This is a genomic window from Brachybacterium halotolerans (assembly GCF_016623465.1).
GTDB classification, from domain to species: domain Bacteria; phylum Actinomycetota; class Actinomycetes; order Actinomycetales; family Dermabacteraceae; genus Brachybacterium; species Brachybacterium halotolerans.
Genome location: NZ_JAEDAJ010000017.1, coordinates 24,455 through 41,261, shown reverse-complemented (window position 1 = coordinate 41,261; position 16,807 = coordinate 24,455). Strand labels below are relative to the sequence as shown.

The 16,807-nt window shown below is 72.1% G+C and carries 12 protein-coding genes; 7 read left to right on the top strand and 5 right to left on the bottom strand.

Annotation, left to right across the window (positions count from 1 at the left end):
• Positions 1-1,014, bottom strand: a 1,014-nt coding sequence (locus I8D64_RS16540; RefSeq protein WP_200503883.1) for an ATP-binding protein, incomplete at its 3' end; no start/stop codon positions are given.
• 626 nt (positions 1,015-1,640) lie between these two features.
• Here I8D64_RS16540 and I8D64_RS16535 point away from each other — a divergent pair.
• Positions 1,641-3,182 (top strand): sugar transferase, encoded by a 1,542-nt coding sequence (locus I8D64_RS16535; protein WP_200503882.1) that lies wholly within the window; start codon positions 1,641-1,643, stop codon positions 3,180-3,182.
• A 78-nt stretch (positions 3,183-3,260) separates the two neighbouring features.
• Here I8D64_RS16535 and I8D64_RS16530 read toward each other — a convergent pair whose 3' ends face one another.
• The gene (locus tag I8D64_RS16530) at positions 3,261-4,955 is read right to left on the bottom strand and encodes an FAD/NAD(P)-binding protein (RefSeq protein ID WP_200503383.1); all 1,695 of its coding nucleotides are present in this window, start codon (positions 4,953-4,955) and stop codon (positions 3,261-3,263) included.
• Positions 4,956-5,157: 202 nt separating this feature from the next.
• On the opposite strand from I8D64_RS16530, the gene I8D64_RS16525 reads away from it, so the two are divergent.
• The 5 genes from I8D64_RS16525 to manA all read left to right on the top strand — a co-directional run bounded on the left by I8D64_RS16525 (position 5,158) and on the right by manA (position 11,952).
• Entirely contained in the window at positions 5,158-6,108 is a 951-nt protein-coding gene (locus I8D64_RS16525) for a serine hydrolase domain-containing protein (protein ID WP_200503382.1), read from the top strand.
• Between the two features lie 180 nt (positions 6,109-6,288).
• Entirely contained in the window at positions 6,289-8,025 is a 1,737-nt protein-coding gene (locus I8D64_RS16520; protein WP_200503381.1) for a pyruvate dehydrogenase, read from the top strand.
• Between the two features lie 506 nt (positions 8,026-8,531).
• Positions 8,532-9,323 carry a transglycosylase family protein gene (locus I8D64_RS17695; RefSeq protein ID WP_200503380.1) on the top strand — a complete coding sequence of 264 codons (792 nt, stop codon included), beginning with the start codon at positions 8,532-8,534 and terminating at the stop codon, positions 9,321-9,323.
• A gap of 321 nt (positions 9,324-9,644) precedes the next feature.
• Positions 9,645-10,715, top strand: coding sequence for a hypothetical protein (locus tag I8D64_RS16510; protein ID WP_200503379.1), 1,071 nt, complete (start codon positions 9,645-9,647; stop codon positions 10,713-10,715).
• Between the two features lie 40 nt (positions 10,716-10,755).
• Positions 10,756-11,952 carry a mannose-6-phosphate isomerase, class I gene (manA, locus tag I8D64_RS16505; protein ID WP_200503402.1) on the top strand — a complete coding sequence of 399 codons (1,197 nt, stop codon included), beginning with the start codon at positions 10,756-10,758 and terminating at the stop codon, positions 11,950-11,952.
• A gap of 33 nt (positions 11,953-11,985) precedes the next feature.
• On the opposite strand, the gene I8D64_RS16500 is transcribed toward manA, so the two are convergent.
• Positions 11,986-13,068 carry a MauE/DoxX family redox-associated membrane protein gene (locus I8D64_RS16500; protein ID WP_200503378.1) on the bottom strand — a complete coding sequence of 361 codons (1,083 nt, stop codon included), beginning with the start codon at positions 13,066-13,068 and terminating at the stop codon, positions 11,986-11,988.
• 101 nt (positions 13,069-13,169) lie between these two features.
• Between I8D64_RS16500 and I8D64_RS16495 the strand changes: the two genes are divergently transcribed.
• A complete protein-coding gene (locus tag I8D64_RS16495) occupies positions 13,170-14,621 on the top strand; it encodes an MFS transporter (protein ID WP_343068587.1) in 1,452 nt (483 codons plus the stop codon).
• Between the two features lie 240 nt (positions 14,622-14,861).
• Here the strand turns inward: I8D64_RS16495 and I8D64_RS16490 are convergent, their stop codons facing one another.
• A complete protein-coding gene (locus tag I8D64_RS16490; RefSeq protein ID WP_200503376.1) occupies positions 14,862-15,650 on the bottom strand; it encodes a GAF domain-containing protein in 789 nt (262 codons plus the stop codon).
• 467 nt (positions 15,651-16,117) lie between these two features.
• Positions 16,118-16,807, bottom strand: coding sequence for a PIG-L deacetylase family protein (locus tag I8D64_RS16485; RefSeq protein ID WP_200503375.1), 690 nt, complete (start codon positions 16,805-16,807; stop codon positions 16,118-16,120).

Genomic DNA, 16,807 nt, shown 5'->3' with positions numbered 1-16,807 from the left:
GAGATGCCACTGGCCCCACTCGGGCGCGTCCCCGGCGGCGGTCGCGGCGAGCTTCTCGTGGAGGGACTGACGAGCGTGTGCGGTCTGACCCCAGTAGACCGAGGAGCGCAGGGAGAGCGAGCGCAGCCGCACCAGGCCGCCCGTGCGGGTCACCAGTCCGGAACCGATCAGGTCGTCGAGCGCCACGGCCGACGCGCCTGGGTCCCCGCACGCGAGCAGCGTGGTCTCGGGGGTCGCGGGCGCGCTCGAGAGCACCTGCACCAGCATCATCTGCTCCTCGTCGAGCGGGCCGAGGAGGGCCCGATGCGCCTCCTCGAGCCGTGCATCCGCGGGCAGCGGCACCTGGAGGGGCGAGGTGCCGTCCAGGGCCTCAGGGAGAGAGGCGTCGATGAGCCCCTCGAGGGCGAGGGGGTTCCCGCCGGCGGCGGTCGCGAGCAGCAGCAGGACGGCGGGATCCGCGCCCTCGGGTGCGAAGTCCCCCGCGAGGCGGCGCATGGTCTCCAGGTCGAGGTCGGGCAGGCCGATCGTCTGGCGTCGGCCGGAGTCGGGGCCCTGCGCATCGGGCCGGATCGCGAGCGCGCAGCGCATCCCGTGCGGGGCGCAGCGCAGGGTGACGACCTCGAGGACGGTGCGGCTGGGCTCGTCCAGCAGGTCGGCGTCGTCGACGATCACGAGGAAGTCCGTGATCGATCGCCGCTCGATCTCGGAGGCGATGCCGCGGGCGAGCGCGGGCAGGTCCGCCGGGTCGTGCGCGTCGAGCACGGGGAGCGTCTCGGTGCCGAGCAGTCCGTCGATCGCGGCCAGGACGCTGGAGAGGCCCCCGAGGGTCCAGTCGGAGGGGGCCGACCCGGCCCGGACGATGGTCGAGGGGAGGGAGGCGCTGCCCCGCAGCGCGTCGAGCAGGAACGACTTGCCGCTGCCGATAGGGCCGGAGACCGTGAGCGTCCTGCCGGCGGGATCCCGGAGCGCGCGCTGGAGCAGAGCGAGTGCCTCCGGACGCGCGACGAACACCATCTCTCCACCTCCTGCTGACTGCTGATCTCCGGTCCCCGTCCTGGGGCGGGCGCCTCTGCGGCGTCACGATCCCGTCCGCGCCGACGCCTGGAGGGCGCCGTCCGTGCGGCTCGGGTGGGGCGATGCGGGTGCTTCTGCGTGGTGCGGGTCGCACCGCAGTCTCCGCGACGGGTTCCGGGCCGCTCCGGATGCGCGGAACGGGGTAGATCGAGGATGCCACGTCGAGCCCGAAGTGTCCGACTTGCGAGGAATATACGGGATGCGCATCACATCCCGTTTCCGTCATGGCGCGGACCGGCCCCTCTGGGACGCGTCGCGGCCCCCGAGACGCGTCGCTCGACGGGGTCTCCGATGGGCGCGGAGCTCCTTGCGGGATGGCCGGATATCCGCAATGGCTCGCAGTGGAACCACATCCCACGGCCGTGGATCGATGGTGACCCGCAAGTAGCCCGCACCCCCCTTCGCTTCGGGTTCGAGCATCCCTAGGCTGTCCGAAGTGTCCGTATTCGTTCCGGTTGTCCGGAACATGAGGTACGTCGGAGATCGGGGGCGGGGTGCCCCGCCGACGGCTCGGCCAGGACGTGGAGTCCGGCCGGGAACGAGAGTCGACTTCAGGGGGCCTTCCTATGAGTATGCAGGTCGCGGAGGTGCGCGGGAACCGCGCATCCGCAGCGGGCGAGACGGCGCAGAGCGCCGCCGATGTCGAGGAGCACGCGTCGTCGCTCCTCCTTCTTCCGGACACGGGCTTCGCGGAGCCCGGCGCGGAGATCGCCGCGAGCGCGAGCGCACGCAGCGCCGAGAGCCTCGTGGTGCCGCTGCGGCCGGAGCTCGCTCCCGCCGCACCGCATGCGGACCCTTCCCCGGCGCGTCTCGGGGCCCACGGTCGCCGCGTCGCCCTCACCGCGGTGCTCTCCCTCGCCGTCGCCGTGATCACGGTCGGTGCGAGCGCCCTGATGACCGCGGCGCCCCTCGCGGCCGCGGGCACCCTCGCCGTCCTCGCGCTCGCGTGGGCGGTGATGATGAGCGCCCAGTCCTCGCGTCCGCTCGACAGCGCGCGAGCGGACGCCACGCGTCCCCTCCTGCTCGTCGTCCTCGGAGCGCTGCTGCTGGCGCTCTCGCGTCCCTTCCTGGGGGAGATCGTCCCCTCGGGCCCCGCCCTGCTCGCCCTCGCCCTGACGCTCGGCGCGGGCGGCGCGGTCATCGTGGGGCTGGGCCGCGTCCTGCACCCCGTGCGCTCCGTGCTCGTGTCCACCGAGCCCGTCGACCCGATGGCCTCGGGACTCCTGGAGGAGGAGACCGCAGTGCTCGTGGGCGGCGAGGCCGCGCCGATGGACGAGCAGGTCCAGGACGTGCTCGATCGCGTCGAGGAGACGGGCAGCGAGGTCGTCGAGGTCCGCGGCGCCGCGCCCGCGCAGCTGCTCACGCACCTGAGCTGGGAGCTCCGCGGCCGCGGCATCCCGCTCAAGCTGTCCTTCATGGCCCCGGGAGCGCGTCGGTCGCGCGTGCGGGTCGTCTCCGGCGCCCGCGGCGCCTCCGTCGTGATCCGGCCCCCGCGCCAGCCGGTGCCGGTGCGCATGGCCAAGCGCGGCTTCGACATCCTCGGCTCCGCGCTGCTGCTGGCCGCGCTCTCGCCGCTGCTCATCGTGGTGTCCCTCGCCGTGCGGCTGGACGACCACGGGCCGATCTTCTACCGCCAGGAGCGCGTGGGCAAGGACGGCAAGCCGTTCCGCATGTTCAAGTTCCGCAGCATGGCCGTCGATGCCGACGCGAAGCTGGCCGCGCTGCTGCGCGAGCAGCAGACGGACGACAAGCCGCTGTTCAAGATCCAGAACGATCCCCGCCTGACCCGCATCGGCGGCTTCCTGCGCCGCTACTCGATCGACGAGATCCCGCAGCTGCTCAACGTCCTGGGAGGCTCCATGAGCCTCGTCGGGCCGCGTCCCCAGCGCGACGGGGAGGTGGCGCTCTACACGGGCTCCGCGTTCCACCGTCTGGGTGTCGTGCCCGGGATGACCGGCCTCTGGCAGGTCTCCGGCCGCTCCGCGCTGAGCTGGGAGCAGGCGCAGGCGCTCGACGTCCGCTACGCCCACAACTGGTCGCTCGGCATGGACCTGTGGATCATGCTGCGCACCGTCAAGGCCGTGATCGGCAAGGACGGCGCCTACTGAGGCGTCGCTCGGCGGGCGCCATGACTCAGCGCCCAGGATGACGAGAGGGGGGGGCCCCCCCCTCTCGTGCTGTGCGCGTCAGACGGGCTCGAGCTCGGTGGCGCGGAGGTGGGCCGCGATCTCGGCGCCGATGGTGTCGGCCATCGCGAGGATCCGTCGGCAGCTCTCGAGGTGCCACACGCGCAGGGCGCTGTTGAGGTTCCCCGCGAGCAGCGGGCCCGCCACGAACACGCCGGGGGCGGCCTGGAAGTGCTCGTCGACCTCGAACCCGGTGCGCGAGGTCGAGGAGCGCAGCCCCGACTCGTCCTGGAGGGAGCGCAGGAACCCGTCGCGGGTCTCGGCGACGTTCTCGAAGCCGGCGCAGTTGATGATCACGCCGAAGGTCCGCTCGAGCGTGGAGATGCCCTCCTCGGTCGAGGTCGTGACCCTCCAGCCGGCGGCGCTGTTCTCCGCGTGCTCGAAGTGGCCGCGCTCCGCGTGGACGCGCCCGGACTCCAGGAGCTCCGAGGCGGTGCGCTGGTAGTCGCCGCCGGTGGGCCGGGCGAAGCGCCCCACCTTCGTGCCGTACACGTCGACGTAGAGCTTCTGCTCGGGCGCGGGCAGGCGCTCGAACAGCTGCGAGCACAGCTCCTTGAGCTCATCCACGGTGTCCTGCTCGCAGAAGCCGCTGGCCATGGCGTCGTCCACGTCCCGCACCACCGCGTCGAACACCGCGCGGGCGGTGAGGTCCGCGTCGGGCGTGCGCGCGGCGTAGTCGGCGAGGTGCCGGGAGCGGTACTCGCTGCGACGGTCCGGGTGGACGGTCCAGGCGTCGGGGATGCCGTGCGTCGCCAGCACGGTCACGTGGTGGTCCCAGGCGCGCTCGAGGCCGGCGCGGACGGCCGCGTGCAGCAGCTCGAGCGCATCCGCGTTCGCGCCCACGACGAGGATGTCGCGGCTCGCGCCCTCGGGCATCGCCCGGATCGCCGCGCGCGCCTCCTGCAGGAGATGATCCATGCCGTGGACGTGTGTGTCGTCGAGGAAGCGACCGCTGCCGGCATCCGCTGGATCGTGCCCGAGCACGCGCGTGGGCGGGCTGCCGACGGCCAGGACGACGGAGCGCCCGCGCACGCGCGTGATGCCGCCGGGGGCGCCGTCGGTCCCGTCGCTCGCGCTGCTGACGGGACCGTCGGGGGACCCGTCCTCGACGCGTCCGCCCGGTGCGGCGACGAGGATCTCGACATCGCCGTCGGAGTCTCCGTCGGCCCGCGCGGCGGTGCCGGTCCGGCGCAGCGCACCGGCCTCTCCGGTGATCCGGATGACCTCGACGTCGGACGTGCTCGCGAGGATGTCCTCGACGCGGCCGCGCAGGAAGTGGCCGAACAGCCGGCGGGGGATGAACAGCGAGTCCCACTGGCCGCCGCGGATCTCCTCCGCGTGCTCCTCCGCCCAGTGCGGGGAGATGCCCAGCGACGCGTCGGCCGCCAGGATCCGCTCCTTCCGGGCTTCCAGCCAGGCGATGAAGTCCTGGCGGATCCCGTCGGGCAGGAACTCGTCGAGCGAGGTGACGATGAGTGACGCGCTGCCCGCGCGCGAGCCGTAGGGCAGACCCGTGAACATGTCGTCGCTGCGATCGATGACCGCCACGCGGAGCCTGTCCGTCCCTGTGGTCCCCGTGCGCTGCTCCTCGAGGAGCCTCAGCAGTGTCGATGTCCCCGACACCCCTGCGCCGACGATGATGACGTCGGCCGATACGTCGTCCCTGATGTCTTCCGAGATCTTCTGAGTGCTCATCCGCGTTCTCTGTGATGTTCCGTGTGCAGCAGGATCGGACGCACAGCGGCCGGGGGGATCCGCCGCGTCCGAGGCGCCCGTCCACCGCGAGCGCGCCAGGGCGATCCTACCCTCCAGTACGGGCAAATCGCCCAGATCGGGCGACGGGAATCTCGTGCGCGCGGAGCACCCCCGCGCGGCGCCGCGCGTCTAGGGTCGGGGCATGACCCCTGCGCCCGTCCCGTCCGCCTCGCCGTCGGCCCCCGTGCCCGATCCGCTGATCCTGCTGCCCCTGCGCCAGCGCATCCTCGAGAAGCGGCTCGGGGTCCGCGCGGTCCACCTGCACCGCGAGGGGCGCGAGGACCTCGAGGTGCGCTTCGTCGAGGACACCTCGGAGAACGTCTGGTCGGTGTCCAAGACGGTGACGGCGCTGGCCGTCGGCATCGCGCAGAAGGAGGGTCTGCTCGACCTCGAGGACCGTCTCATCGACCACCTGCCCGCGCCCGCCGGCGGGTACGGGCGCGGCATGGAGCTGGTGCGCCTGCGCCACCTGATCACGATGACCTCCGGCAACCCTGTCACCGTGTTCCTGGACTCCGAGCGCGAGGACCCGCACCTCACCGACCTGCTGCTGCGCACGCCGCTGGTGCGCGAGCCGGGGGAGAGGTTCGAGTACTCCAACGGGTCGATCTTCCTGCTCGGGCGCACCATCGCCGAGCGCTCCCGCGTGAGCCTGCGCGACTACCTGATGCCCCGGCTGTTCGAGCCGCTGGGGATCGTGAACCCCCAGTGGCACTCCGACCGCGAGGGCCGCACCTGGGGCGCGACCGGCCTCCACCTGCGCACGCGCGAGGTGGCCCGTATCGGCCGAGTCCTGCTGGAGCGCGGCGCCTGGGAGGGCGAGCAGCTCGTGCCCGCGGACTGGATCGACGCGATGCACGCCGAGTCGTCCTGGGTGCCCACCGGTGAGCTCGAGCCGGAGAACACCCGCTACGGCTACGGCGTCTGGAAGTGCTCGGTGCCCGGGGCCTGGCGGGCCGACGGCGCCTACGGCCAGTTCTCGATCGTGCTGCCGGACCAGCGCGCCGTCGTCACCCTCACCTCCCATCACGAGGGCGGGCCGACGCAGGAGATCCTGCGCGCGGTCTGGCAGGAGCTGCTGCCGCTGCTCTGAGCCGGCGAATCGGATCCGGCGATGCTCTGAGCTGCCGCTGTTCAGAGCCCCGGATCCGACGTCCGACCTGTCTTCTCGCCCACGTCCGGGCGGTGGGCGCAACGGCCGTTCACTAGGCTGGATCACGTCATGCGACCCGCAGGACGGGTCGCGGATCCGCCGAGTCGTCAGGAGCACGCCATGGCAGTCACCCTCGCCCAGCACCTCGTCACCCAGCTGCGGGACTTCGGTGTCGAGCGCATCTACGGGGTCGTCGGGGACTCCCTGAACCCGATCGTCGACGCCGTCCGCACCACCAAGGGCATCGACTGGGTGCACGTGCGCAACGAGGAGGCGGCCGCCTTCGCCGCCGGCGCCGAGGCCCGCGTGAGCGGGAAGCTCGCCGTGTGCGCCGGATCCTGCGGCCCGGGCAACACCCACCTCATCCAGGGCCTCTACGACGCCCACCGCGACGGCGCCCCGGTGCTCGCGATCGCCTCGCACATCCCCAGCGGCAAGATCGGCACGGGCTTCTTCCAGGAGACCCACCCCGAGCGCCTCTTCCAGGAGTGCTCGCACTTCTGCGAGATGGTGAACTCCGGCCAGCACGGCGCGGACATGCTGCACATCGCCGCGCAGACGGCGCTCGCCAAGCAGGGCGTCTCCGTGCTCGTGATCCCCGGCGACGTCGCCGACGAGGAGGTCGAGTCCGGTGCCACCAAGGACCTCGCCACCCGCTTCGGCCGCGTCCAGCCCGATCCGCAGACGGTCGAGGAGCTCGCCTCCCTCGTGAACCGCGCGAACTCCGTGACCCTGTTCGCCGGGGCCGGCGTGCGGGGCGCCCGCGAGCAGGTGCTCGCGCTCGCCGAGGCCGTGAAGGCCCCCGTCGGCCACGCCTTCGGCGGCAAGGAGTGGATCCAGTACGACAACCCCTACGACGTCGGCATGAGCGGCCTGCTCGGCTACGGCGCCTGCTACGAGGCGATGCACGAGGCGGACCTCGTGATCCTGCTGGGCACGGACTTCCCCTACAGCGAGTTCCTCCCGCAGAAGGACGTGACCGTCGTCCAGGTCGATGCCGACGGGTCCCGCCTGGGCCGACGCATCCCGCTGGACCTCGCCGTGAACGGCGACGTCGCCCTGACCATCGACGCGCTGCTGCCGCTGGTCCAGCCCAAGCGCTCGCGGAAGTTCCTCGACGCGCTGCTGCGCAAGCACGAGAAGGCGCTCAAGGGCGTCGTCTCGGCGTACACCCGCAACGTCGAGAAGATGAAGCCGATCCACCCCGAGTTCGTCGCGGCGACCCTCGACGAGCTCGCCGACGACGACGCGATCTTCACCGTCGACACCGGCATGTGCAACGTGTGGGGCGCCCGCTACATCACGCCCAACGGCAAGCGCCGCGTGTTCGGCTCGTGGCACCACGGCACGATGGCCAACGCGCTCCCGCAGGCCATCGGCGCCTCCGCCGGGAATCCCGGCCGCCAGGTCATCTCGATGTCCGGCGACGGCGGGCTGGGGATGCTCATGGGCGAGCTGCTCACCGTGAAGCTCCACCAGCTCGACACGAAGATCGTCGTCTTCAACAACTCGAGCCTGGGCATGGTCAAGCTCGAGATGCTCGTCGAGGGCCTGCCCGACTACGAGACGGACCACGAGCACGTCGACTTCGCGGCGATCGCCGCCGGCGCCGGCATCCACTCGGTGAAGATCACCGACCCCAAGAAGCTCAAGAAGGAGCTGGGGGCGGCCCTCAAGCACAAGGGTCCCGTGCTCATCGACGTGGTCACCGACCCCGCGGCGCTCTCGATGCCGCCCAAGGTCACCTCGCAGCAGATCCGCGGCTTCGCCATGGCCTCCACGAAGGTCGTGCTCGGCGGCGGCGTCGGCAAGATGCTCGACATGGCCGCCACGAACGTGCGCAACATCCCGCGCTGAGGCAAGGGGCGCTGAGGCAAGGGGCGCTGAGGCCCGCCAAGGTCCGCCGAGGCGCCCCGGCACCCTCCGGGGCGCTCCGCGGTGTCCACCCGCCGCCCATCACCGGCCGGCGAGGATCGTGACCAGGTTCTATGACAGATGACCGCCATTTCTGTCATAGAACCTGGTCACGGTCGCTCCGGGGGCGTCCGTGCGGTCGCTCCCGACGACGTCCGTGCGGTCGCGGCCCGCTGCGTCCGAGCGGGCCGTGTGCGGTGGGTCGGGATCCGGCCAGGGTGACCCGGCACGCGCCGCCGTGCACGCTGTCGACCCGACATGCCGTGCCTGGCGGGTAAAAGTTCGGCAAAACGAGCGGCCGGATGTGGTCACGAGGTCTTCTCGTGGTGCCGGGCCCGGTGCACGGTAAGGGGTATCCCACGACGGGAGTGCAGGTCACGCGATCGCGCGCTGGTGTTCCCCTCGTCTTCCCCGCCCTTCCCCCGCTTCCCGCACCCCAGGAGCACACCATGTCCGAGGCCCGCCGCACCCCCACCCATCGCGCCGAGGGCGCACCCGTCTACTTCCGGGGAGCGCGCGTCGCCCCGAAGCTCGCCGCCGCGACCGGCGGCGCGGTGATGGTCGCCGGACTCGGCATGGCCGGCGCGAGCGTCGCCGAGGCCAGCACCCCTGCGGTCTGGGACGACGTCGCCCAGTGCGAGTCGAGCGGCAACTGGTCGATCAACAACGGCAACGGCTTCTACGGCGGCCTGCAGTTCACCCGGTCGACCTGGATCGCCTACGGCGGCGGCAGCTACGCCGCGACCGCGGACAAGGCCACCAAGGCCGAGCAGATCGCGGTCGCCCAGCGCACCCTGCAGGACCAGGGTCCCGGCGCCTGGCCCGTGTGCAGCGCCCGCGCGGGCCTGACCAAGGCCAACGGCGGCGCCTCCTCGAGCGCGACCCCGTCGAGCAGCTCGAGCTCCTCGTCCTCGAAGGCCTCGAGCTCGTCCTCGGGCTCCTCGACGTCGGGCTCGTCCAGCTCCTCCTCGAGCGGCAAGCTCGTGGTCGACGGCAAGTTCGGGCCGAAGACCACCGCGAGCCTGCAGTCGTGGGTGGGCGTGAGGGCCGACGGCTCCCTGTCCACGAGCGACATCAAGGCCCTCCAGAAGAAGGTCGGCGCGGTCCAGGACGGCAAGATCGGCTCCGAGACCACGCGCAAGCTGCGCGCGAAGATCGGCTACTCGAACAACGGCGTGTGGGACTTCCGCACCTCCTACTCCACCGTGCGGGCCCTGCAGATCCACCTCAACAGCAACTGACCCCTCCCGGGCGGGGCGCTCCGCAGCCTCGCCCGATCCCGCCGGCCAGATGCCTGCCGCCCGGTCGTCGCGTCGCGACGACCGGGCGGTGGTGCGTGTGCGACAGTGTGAGCACCAGGCCGGGGAGCCGCCGGTCTGTCGAACTACGTGCGCCGCGGAGGAATGATGGCCGGTCTCGTCCACCCCGAGAGCATCGACCTGTGGCGGGACTGGGCTCGCTCCCGCGGGGGTCTCGCTCGGCACCGCGGCTCGGTCGCGGACGCGGTCCGCACACTGCGCGGCACGCGCAGTCGCGACGAGCACTGGGAGGAGCCCCGGTGGGTGCTCCACTCGCGTGACGGCGAGACCTCGGCGCGCGTGGTCATCGGCCTTGAGGACGCCTCTCCGCGCAGCCGCGCCGCCCTGCTCGCCTTCCTCCCGTATCTGCGCGTGGGGGTCGACGTGATCGCCCCGCGCGGCCTGATCGCCCCCGAGCTCGACGGGCCCGCCTGGCGCCGCCGCGCCTTCGAGTCCGCGCGCGACGCCGTCCCCTCCGACGCCGCCGCGGTCGTCACCGCCGGTCAGGGCGGGCCGACGGGCGCAGCCCTGCACTCGGTCGCCGAGCGCCGCGGCCTGCAGTCCTTCGTGGTCCAGACCGATGTGCTCACCCCGTACGCCGCGCCGCTGCCGACGGAGGCGACCGTCCTCTCCTGGTCCGCCGACGACGCCGACTTCTGGCGCTCCGGGCGCGAGGACCTCACCCTGCTGGCGGTCGGCTCCCAGCGTCTCTGGCAGCTCGGGCACCACAGTGGCGAGGACGATCCCGCCGCGGACGGGGCGCCGGGCAGTGCGGATACCGCCTCGAGGGCCAGTGCGGATCCCGCCTCGAGGGCCGGCGAAGGCGCCGACCCGTCGACCGACGCGCCCACCGACCCGTCGGCCGACGTGACCGAGGACCGCGCCGACCCGACGTCCGTGCCCTCGCCCGTCGTGCTGGGGCAGCTCTCGCGCATCGAGCTGCCGAGCCGACTCGCCGCCCGTGCGGCCTCCTCGTTCTGCCGCGACGGCGCCGCCCGCTATCTGCCCGAGGCGGAGGAGACCGGGCGGCTCGCGCGCACCCAGCACCGTCTCTGGGAGCGGCGGGGCATCGAGGTGCTGCCCGCGGGCACGGACCCGCTGACCCTGCGCGCGCCGGTGGTCTCGATCCTCGCGGCGGAGGTCCTCGAGGTCGCCGCCCGTGGGGGAGAGGCGTGGGTGCACGCGCCGGGCGCGCCCGGCTGGGTGCACGAGTTCTGGCACCGCTACGGGATGCGCCGCCACGGCACGCCCACCCCGGCGCCCGCGATGCCCGAGGAGGAGCCCGCCGCGCGCATCGCCCGGGAGGTCGAGAACCGGGTCGAGGGTGTCGCATGACGACCATCGGGCGATGCGTCACGGAGCGCGTCTCCGCATGATGCGCGCGATCGCCGGCCGGATCCAGCATTATGCGTGGGGGTCGTACACACGGCTGCCTCGTTTCCTCGATCAGCCGTCGGACGGCAGGCCGTGGGCCGAGGCGTGGTTCGGAAGTCATCCGCTGGCGCCTTCCCTCCTCGACGATGGCCAGACATTGATGGATCTCGTGGCTTCCGATCCGCCGATGCAGCTCGGAGGCGGTGTCGCTCGCAGCTTCGGTGGTGAGCTCCCGTTCCTCCTCAAGGCGATCGCGCCTGAGCGGCCACTCTCACTGCAGGTGCATCCGGATCAGGACCGTGCTGAGGAGTCCTTCGCCGCGGAGAACGCCGCAGGACTGCCCTTGGAGTCTTCTCGGCGCAGCTATCGGGACCCGAAGCACAAACCGGAGCTCCTCGTCGCACTGGAGCCGTTCACGGCGCTGTGCGGATTCCGGGCACCTCGCCGAGCCACCGAGATCCTCGAGGGCCTGGGCACGGATCTCTCGGATCGTCTGCATCGGCTCCTGCTGGAGAACCCCGATGCGCGCGGCATGCATGCGGCGCTGCGCGCACTCCTCTCGCCTTCGCTCCGCCCCGGACCACCCCTCGTGCAGCAGGTCGTCGATGCTTGCCGTGATCGTGAGCGACGCGGTGCATCCCCGTCGCCCCGCATCGATCGCATCGTCGTCGAGCTGGCGGAGCACCATCCGGGCGATGCGGGCGTGGTCGCTGCACTCCTGCTCAACCCTGTGTCACTGCAGCCGGGCGAGGCTCTCTTCATCCCCACGGGTACGCTCCATGCGTACCTCAGCGGGTTCGGGATCGAAGTCACTGCAGCGAGTGACAATGTGCTCCGCGCCGGCCTGACCGAGAAGCGCGTGGATGTCGACGAGCTGCTGCAGTGCGTGAGCGTGGTCGCTGCACCGCCGGTCCGGATAGCGCCTGAGCGACGCAACGAGATCACCGAGTCGTACTACGCCCCGGTCGATGATTTCGAAGTCTCCTTCACCGCTCTTGACGAGGCGACGCACTGGGGGGCCCGGCCGATGCTGGGCAATGGTCCGAGGATCGTGCTCGGCCTCGAAGGGGATCTTCTCCTCGAGTCGGCTACCAGCAGCATCGCGGTGCGCTCGGGGCAGGCTGTCTTCATCCCCGCGTCCGAGGGGGACGTCAGCGTGCGAGGCTCCGGCTGCATCGTGCAAGCGTGCGTTCCCTGATCGCTCCGCTTCCGGATCCGGCATCCGCCGGGGTCAGGCCGACGGCGAGATGAGCTCCCCTCGGTCCCGCGCCTGCCCGATCTGCTCGATGATCTCCTCGACGAACGCAGTCACGCCTTCCGCGCCGGCGACGGGACCGCCTGCCAGCAGTCCGTCGGCCCCCAGCAGGACGGCGGCAGGGGAGGAGGTCGCCCGGAGCGAGACCGCGAGGTTGCCCTCGATGTCCCTCGCCAGGCTGTCGCCGGCGCGCTCACGCACGGACGGGGCGAGGCCCGCCGGATCCGCACGGACGAGCGTGTGCACGCTCACGGTCTCCTCGAGTGCCGCGCGCCAGGCCCCGATCGCGTTCAACACCCTTTCGCACGGACCGCAGCCGGGACGCACCCAGATCAGCAGCGCCGCGCGCTCGGCGGTCAGTGCCGCGAGGGAGACGGGCTCCTCGCCACTCCTCTGCAGCATGCCGAACGGCGTCGGCGTGCGCTCGTAGTCGAGATCCGCATCGTCCGCAGAGGCCGCTCGCGGGTCCGCAGCGTCCGACGGCTCGTGCGCGGAGGGGCGATCGCCGACGACGGCCGCGCCCTGTCCGGTCTCGCTCCTGCGCGAGGTGCCCCCGAGGGTGAGCAGGGCGAGGAGCCCCGTGAGGAGCACCGCGAGGACGAGCTGCCCGAGGGCTCCTGGTGCGCCCATGATCGCGTGCGCGGGGAGAGAGCGGGCGGTGCCGATCACCGAGAGAGCCCCCAGCGCAAGCAGCAGCGTGTTGCGCACGAGGGTGGTCCGGGAGAGCGTCGGGGAGCCCAGGGTCCCGAAGCATGAGCAGGACACGGCCTCCTCGAATCCGAGGGCCCGGGCGATGATCGCCCAGTAGAGGACGAGCAGCACGACGATGAGCACGGAGAATGCGAGGGGCACGAGAGGAACGGGCAGCCAGATCCCGAGCGCGAGCACGATCTCCGCACCGGGCAGCAGCAGCGCCGCGGTGGCATGGGCACGGGGCAGAGGGAGGCGCAGGGACACCATCGCGTCCCGTGTCCCGCGCCTGTCACCGAGCTTCGCGGCACCGCTGATCAGCAGCGTCAGACTGACCAGCAGCTGGGCGGTGAGCAGCAGGATCGGCACCGGACCAGGGTACTCGAGCCGCTGCTGTCCGCGAGATGCCCCGCACACGAGAGAGTGCGTGCGCCGTCCCGACCCTGGACACCGTCCGTATCCTTGATCGGGTGAGCGCTCCCGACCCCAGCACCCGTCCCGCCTCGACCGCCCAGGCGCCCGCGCATCCCCGCCGGGTGCTGTTCGTGCTCCTGCTTCCCCTGTTCATGGCGCTGGTCGCGGTCTCGGTCATCAACGTCGCGCTCACGCCCATCGGCCACTCCCTGAAGGCCGACTCCGAGGGCCTGCAGTGGGTGCTCTCCGGGTACGCCCTCGCCTTCGCCGTGCTGCTCGTCCCCGCCGGGCGCGTGGGCGATGCGACCGGCAGGCGCCGCATCCTGCTGCTCGGCGTCGGCCTGTTCACCCTGGGCTCGCTGATGGCCGGGCTCTCGCCCAACGTGGGCGTCCTGAACCTCTCGCGGATCCTCCAGGGCCTCGGCTCGGGACTGCTGAACCCGCAGTCCATCGGGCTGATCCAGATGAACTTCCGCGGCCAGGCCCGCGCGAAGGCGTTCGCGATGTTCGGCACCACCGTCGCCGTCGCGACCGCCATCGGCCCCGTCATCGGAGGCCTGCTCATCCAGGTCCTCGGCGAGGACATGGGCTGGCGCTGGATCTTCTTCTCCAACGTCCCGATCGGCATCCTCGCGATCGTGCTCGGGCTGCTGTGGATCCCCAACGACAAGCTGCGCACCAAGGAATCCAAGCCCGACCTGGATCCCGTCGGCACCATCCTGCTCGCTCTCGCGATCCTCATGATCATGCTGCCGTTCCTCGAGCGCTCGGTCTCCGCGCTCGTGTGGCTGCTGCTGCCGCTGGGCCTGCTGCTCATCTTCGGCTGGGTGACCTGGGAGAACCGCTACCGCCGCGGTGGACGCCCGCCGATGGTCGACCCCGACATCTTCCGCAGCCCGCCCTTCCGCAACGGCATCATCATCGTCACCGTCTACTTCCTGGGCTCCACGAGCATCTGGATCGTGCTGCCGCTGTTCCTGCAGATGCACCTGGACCGCACGCCCTTCGAGGCCTCCATCATCGGCCTGCCGTCCTCGGTCGCGGCGATGATCTCCTCGCAACTGGGCGGGCGCTACGTGCTGCGCCTGGGCAGGCGCCTCGTGATCGCGGGCTTCGTCGTCGTCCTCGTCGGCCTCGCCCTGGTCGCGGTCATGGCCGGGGTCGTGGAGAGCGGCGTGCTGCCGTTCTGGACGCTGGCCGTGCCGCTCACGCTGGTGGGCATCAGCCAGGGCATGACGATCTCCCCGAACCAGACGCTCACCCTGAACGCGGTGGACCCGCGCTACGGCGGCGTCGCCGGAGGCATCCTGTCGCTGGGCCAGAGGATCGGCGCGGCCGTCGGCACGGCCCTCATCCCCGGAATCCTGTTCTCCCTCACGGAGAACGGCACGCCCTGGGTGGAGGCCTTCATCATCACCCTCACGGTGATCATGCTGATGGCGATGGCGGCGCTCGGCGTCAGCGTCGTCGACCGCAAGCGCGAGAGGGTGGCCGGGACCGACGCCTGAGGCGGACCTCGGGGGCTCCGACGACGGCCGCAGGTGGGGGTCCAGCTGAGGCGGGGGCGTGGCTGGGGCGCTTCGGGGGCAGCGCGCCTGCCGGCCGTCGTCGGTTGCTCGAAACATATGCCGCGGCACGTTGCACGAAGGTTGCACGGACGTGATCGCCCGGGTGACGCAGAGCAACAGGACGCTCTTCCCGCTGGTCACGGCCTTGTGCGGCGGCGGTGGCGGTCGGGTTCCGGGATCTCAGCGGACGTCCGCGCCCGTCCGCTCCTCCTGCCCCTCCGCCTTGAGGGCCTCGGCGCGCGTGCGCAGCAGATCGCTGCCGAGCTCTCCCTGCAGGCGGTAGGGGCGCGAGCCGAGCGTCAGCGCATCGCCCGTGAAACCCTCGAGGACGCGGCGCAGGCGCAGCACCTCGGCGCGCACCGTGCCCACGGCGTCGAGCGACCCGTACAGGGACTCCGCGAGCTCGCCCGCCCCCATGCCGTCGGAATGCAGGTGCAGAAGGGTCAGCAGCTCCGCGTGCCGTCCCGACAGGCACGCCGTGACGCGGCCGCGCCGGATCAGGGCCGTACGCCGGCCGGTGATCAGCAGCTCGAGATCGCCGGTGCGCGGGTCCGCGTCGGCCCGCTGGAATCGGGGCACGGGGGCGGTGTCCGCGCCGTCGTCCTCGCGCTGCGGCAGCTCCGCCTGGACGGCACGGGCGGCGGCCCGCAGCAGGGGCAGCACGAGCGGGCCGACGGCGCAGTCGTCCCCGGTGACGTCGATGACCCCCAGGACCTCGCCGGTCGCCGGGTCCAGGAGGGGGACCGCGCTGCAGCTCCACCCCTGGATCGCCTCGACGTAGTGCTCGGCACCCGCCACCTGGATCGCGCTGCCGCTCGCCAGGGCGAGCGCCGGGGCGTTCGTGCCGATGGCGTCCTCGGACCAGTCGGCGCCGACCGTGAAGCCGACGTCCTCGGCGCGGGTGCGCTGCCGCGAGGGACCCTCGAGCCACAGCAGACGACCCTGCTGGTCACCGAGGGCGACCAGCATCCCGTCCTCGACCGCGGGTCGATCAGACGCTCCTGGAGCAGGGGGAGGACGGCGCTGAACGCGTGGCGCCGGCGGGCCTCGGCGAGCTCGGCCCCGGAGAGGCCGGCGCGCACGGGCGACGCCGCATCGCGGAAGAGCAGGTCCAGGGAGCGCCGCCAGGACTCGAGCACGGGGTCTCGGACCATGCGACGGTCATTGTCGGGGGAGGTCGCCGCGGGCAGGTCCTCGTGCGCGCGCAGCACCTCGTGCCGGTATGCGGCGTCGTCCGGAATCCGGGCCGGTCGGGATGGCATGTGCATGCGCCACCTCCCGGTGCGGCTGCGCTCCCCGACTCTCGATGCGCGCCGACGAATCGAGCGTACGCCACGAAACGGACGCATCGACGGGGCGGGCGGGGCCGGTTACCGTTCCGAGACCGGGGGAGGAGACGGAACCCGGCCGGCTCCCGTGCGCTCGTCCGCCCGGGCTCAGAGCGCGAGCGACGCCGGGGTGTGCATGCGGGCGATCTGGAAGGCCTCGGCGTAGGGCACCGAGGACTGGCTCCCGCGCATCAGGGCGAGCGCCTCGAGCGCCTCCGTCGAGCGGGCGGAGGGGAACTCCTGGATCTGGCTGTCGAAGCAGCGGAACGCCTCGGTCTTGCGATGGACCGTCGAGGTCACGTCCACCGTCCAGTTCGGGGCGAACGTCGGCTCGGCGCCGGGGGCGTTCCAGAAGGTCTCGGAGATCGTCTCGTACATGGCGACGGTGCGGATCCCCCGGCCCTCGCCGACCGGACGCGTGACCACCATCGAGGCGTCGAACACGGCCTTGTGGTCCACGTGCCGGTCGGGGAACGGGATCAGCGCGAGCTCGGGCTTCACCCGGTCCACGATCGCCTGGAGGCCGGCGTTGAGCTGGGCCACGGAGTTGCGGGCGAGCTCCACGGCCTCGAGGTCGAGGAACACGGACTCGTGGACGCCCAGGACGGCGTGCGCGCGCCGGGCCTCCGCCTCGATCCGGGGCGCGACGCCCTCCTCGTACAGCGGAGGAAGGTTCGAGCACACGATCGCGACGGTGACCTCGGCCCCGGCGTCGGCGAGGCGGGCGATGGTCGCGCCGCAGCCCAGCACTTCGTCGTCCGGATGCGGGGCGATGACGAGGACTCTGGTGCTGCTCAC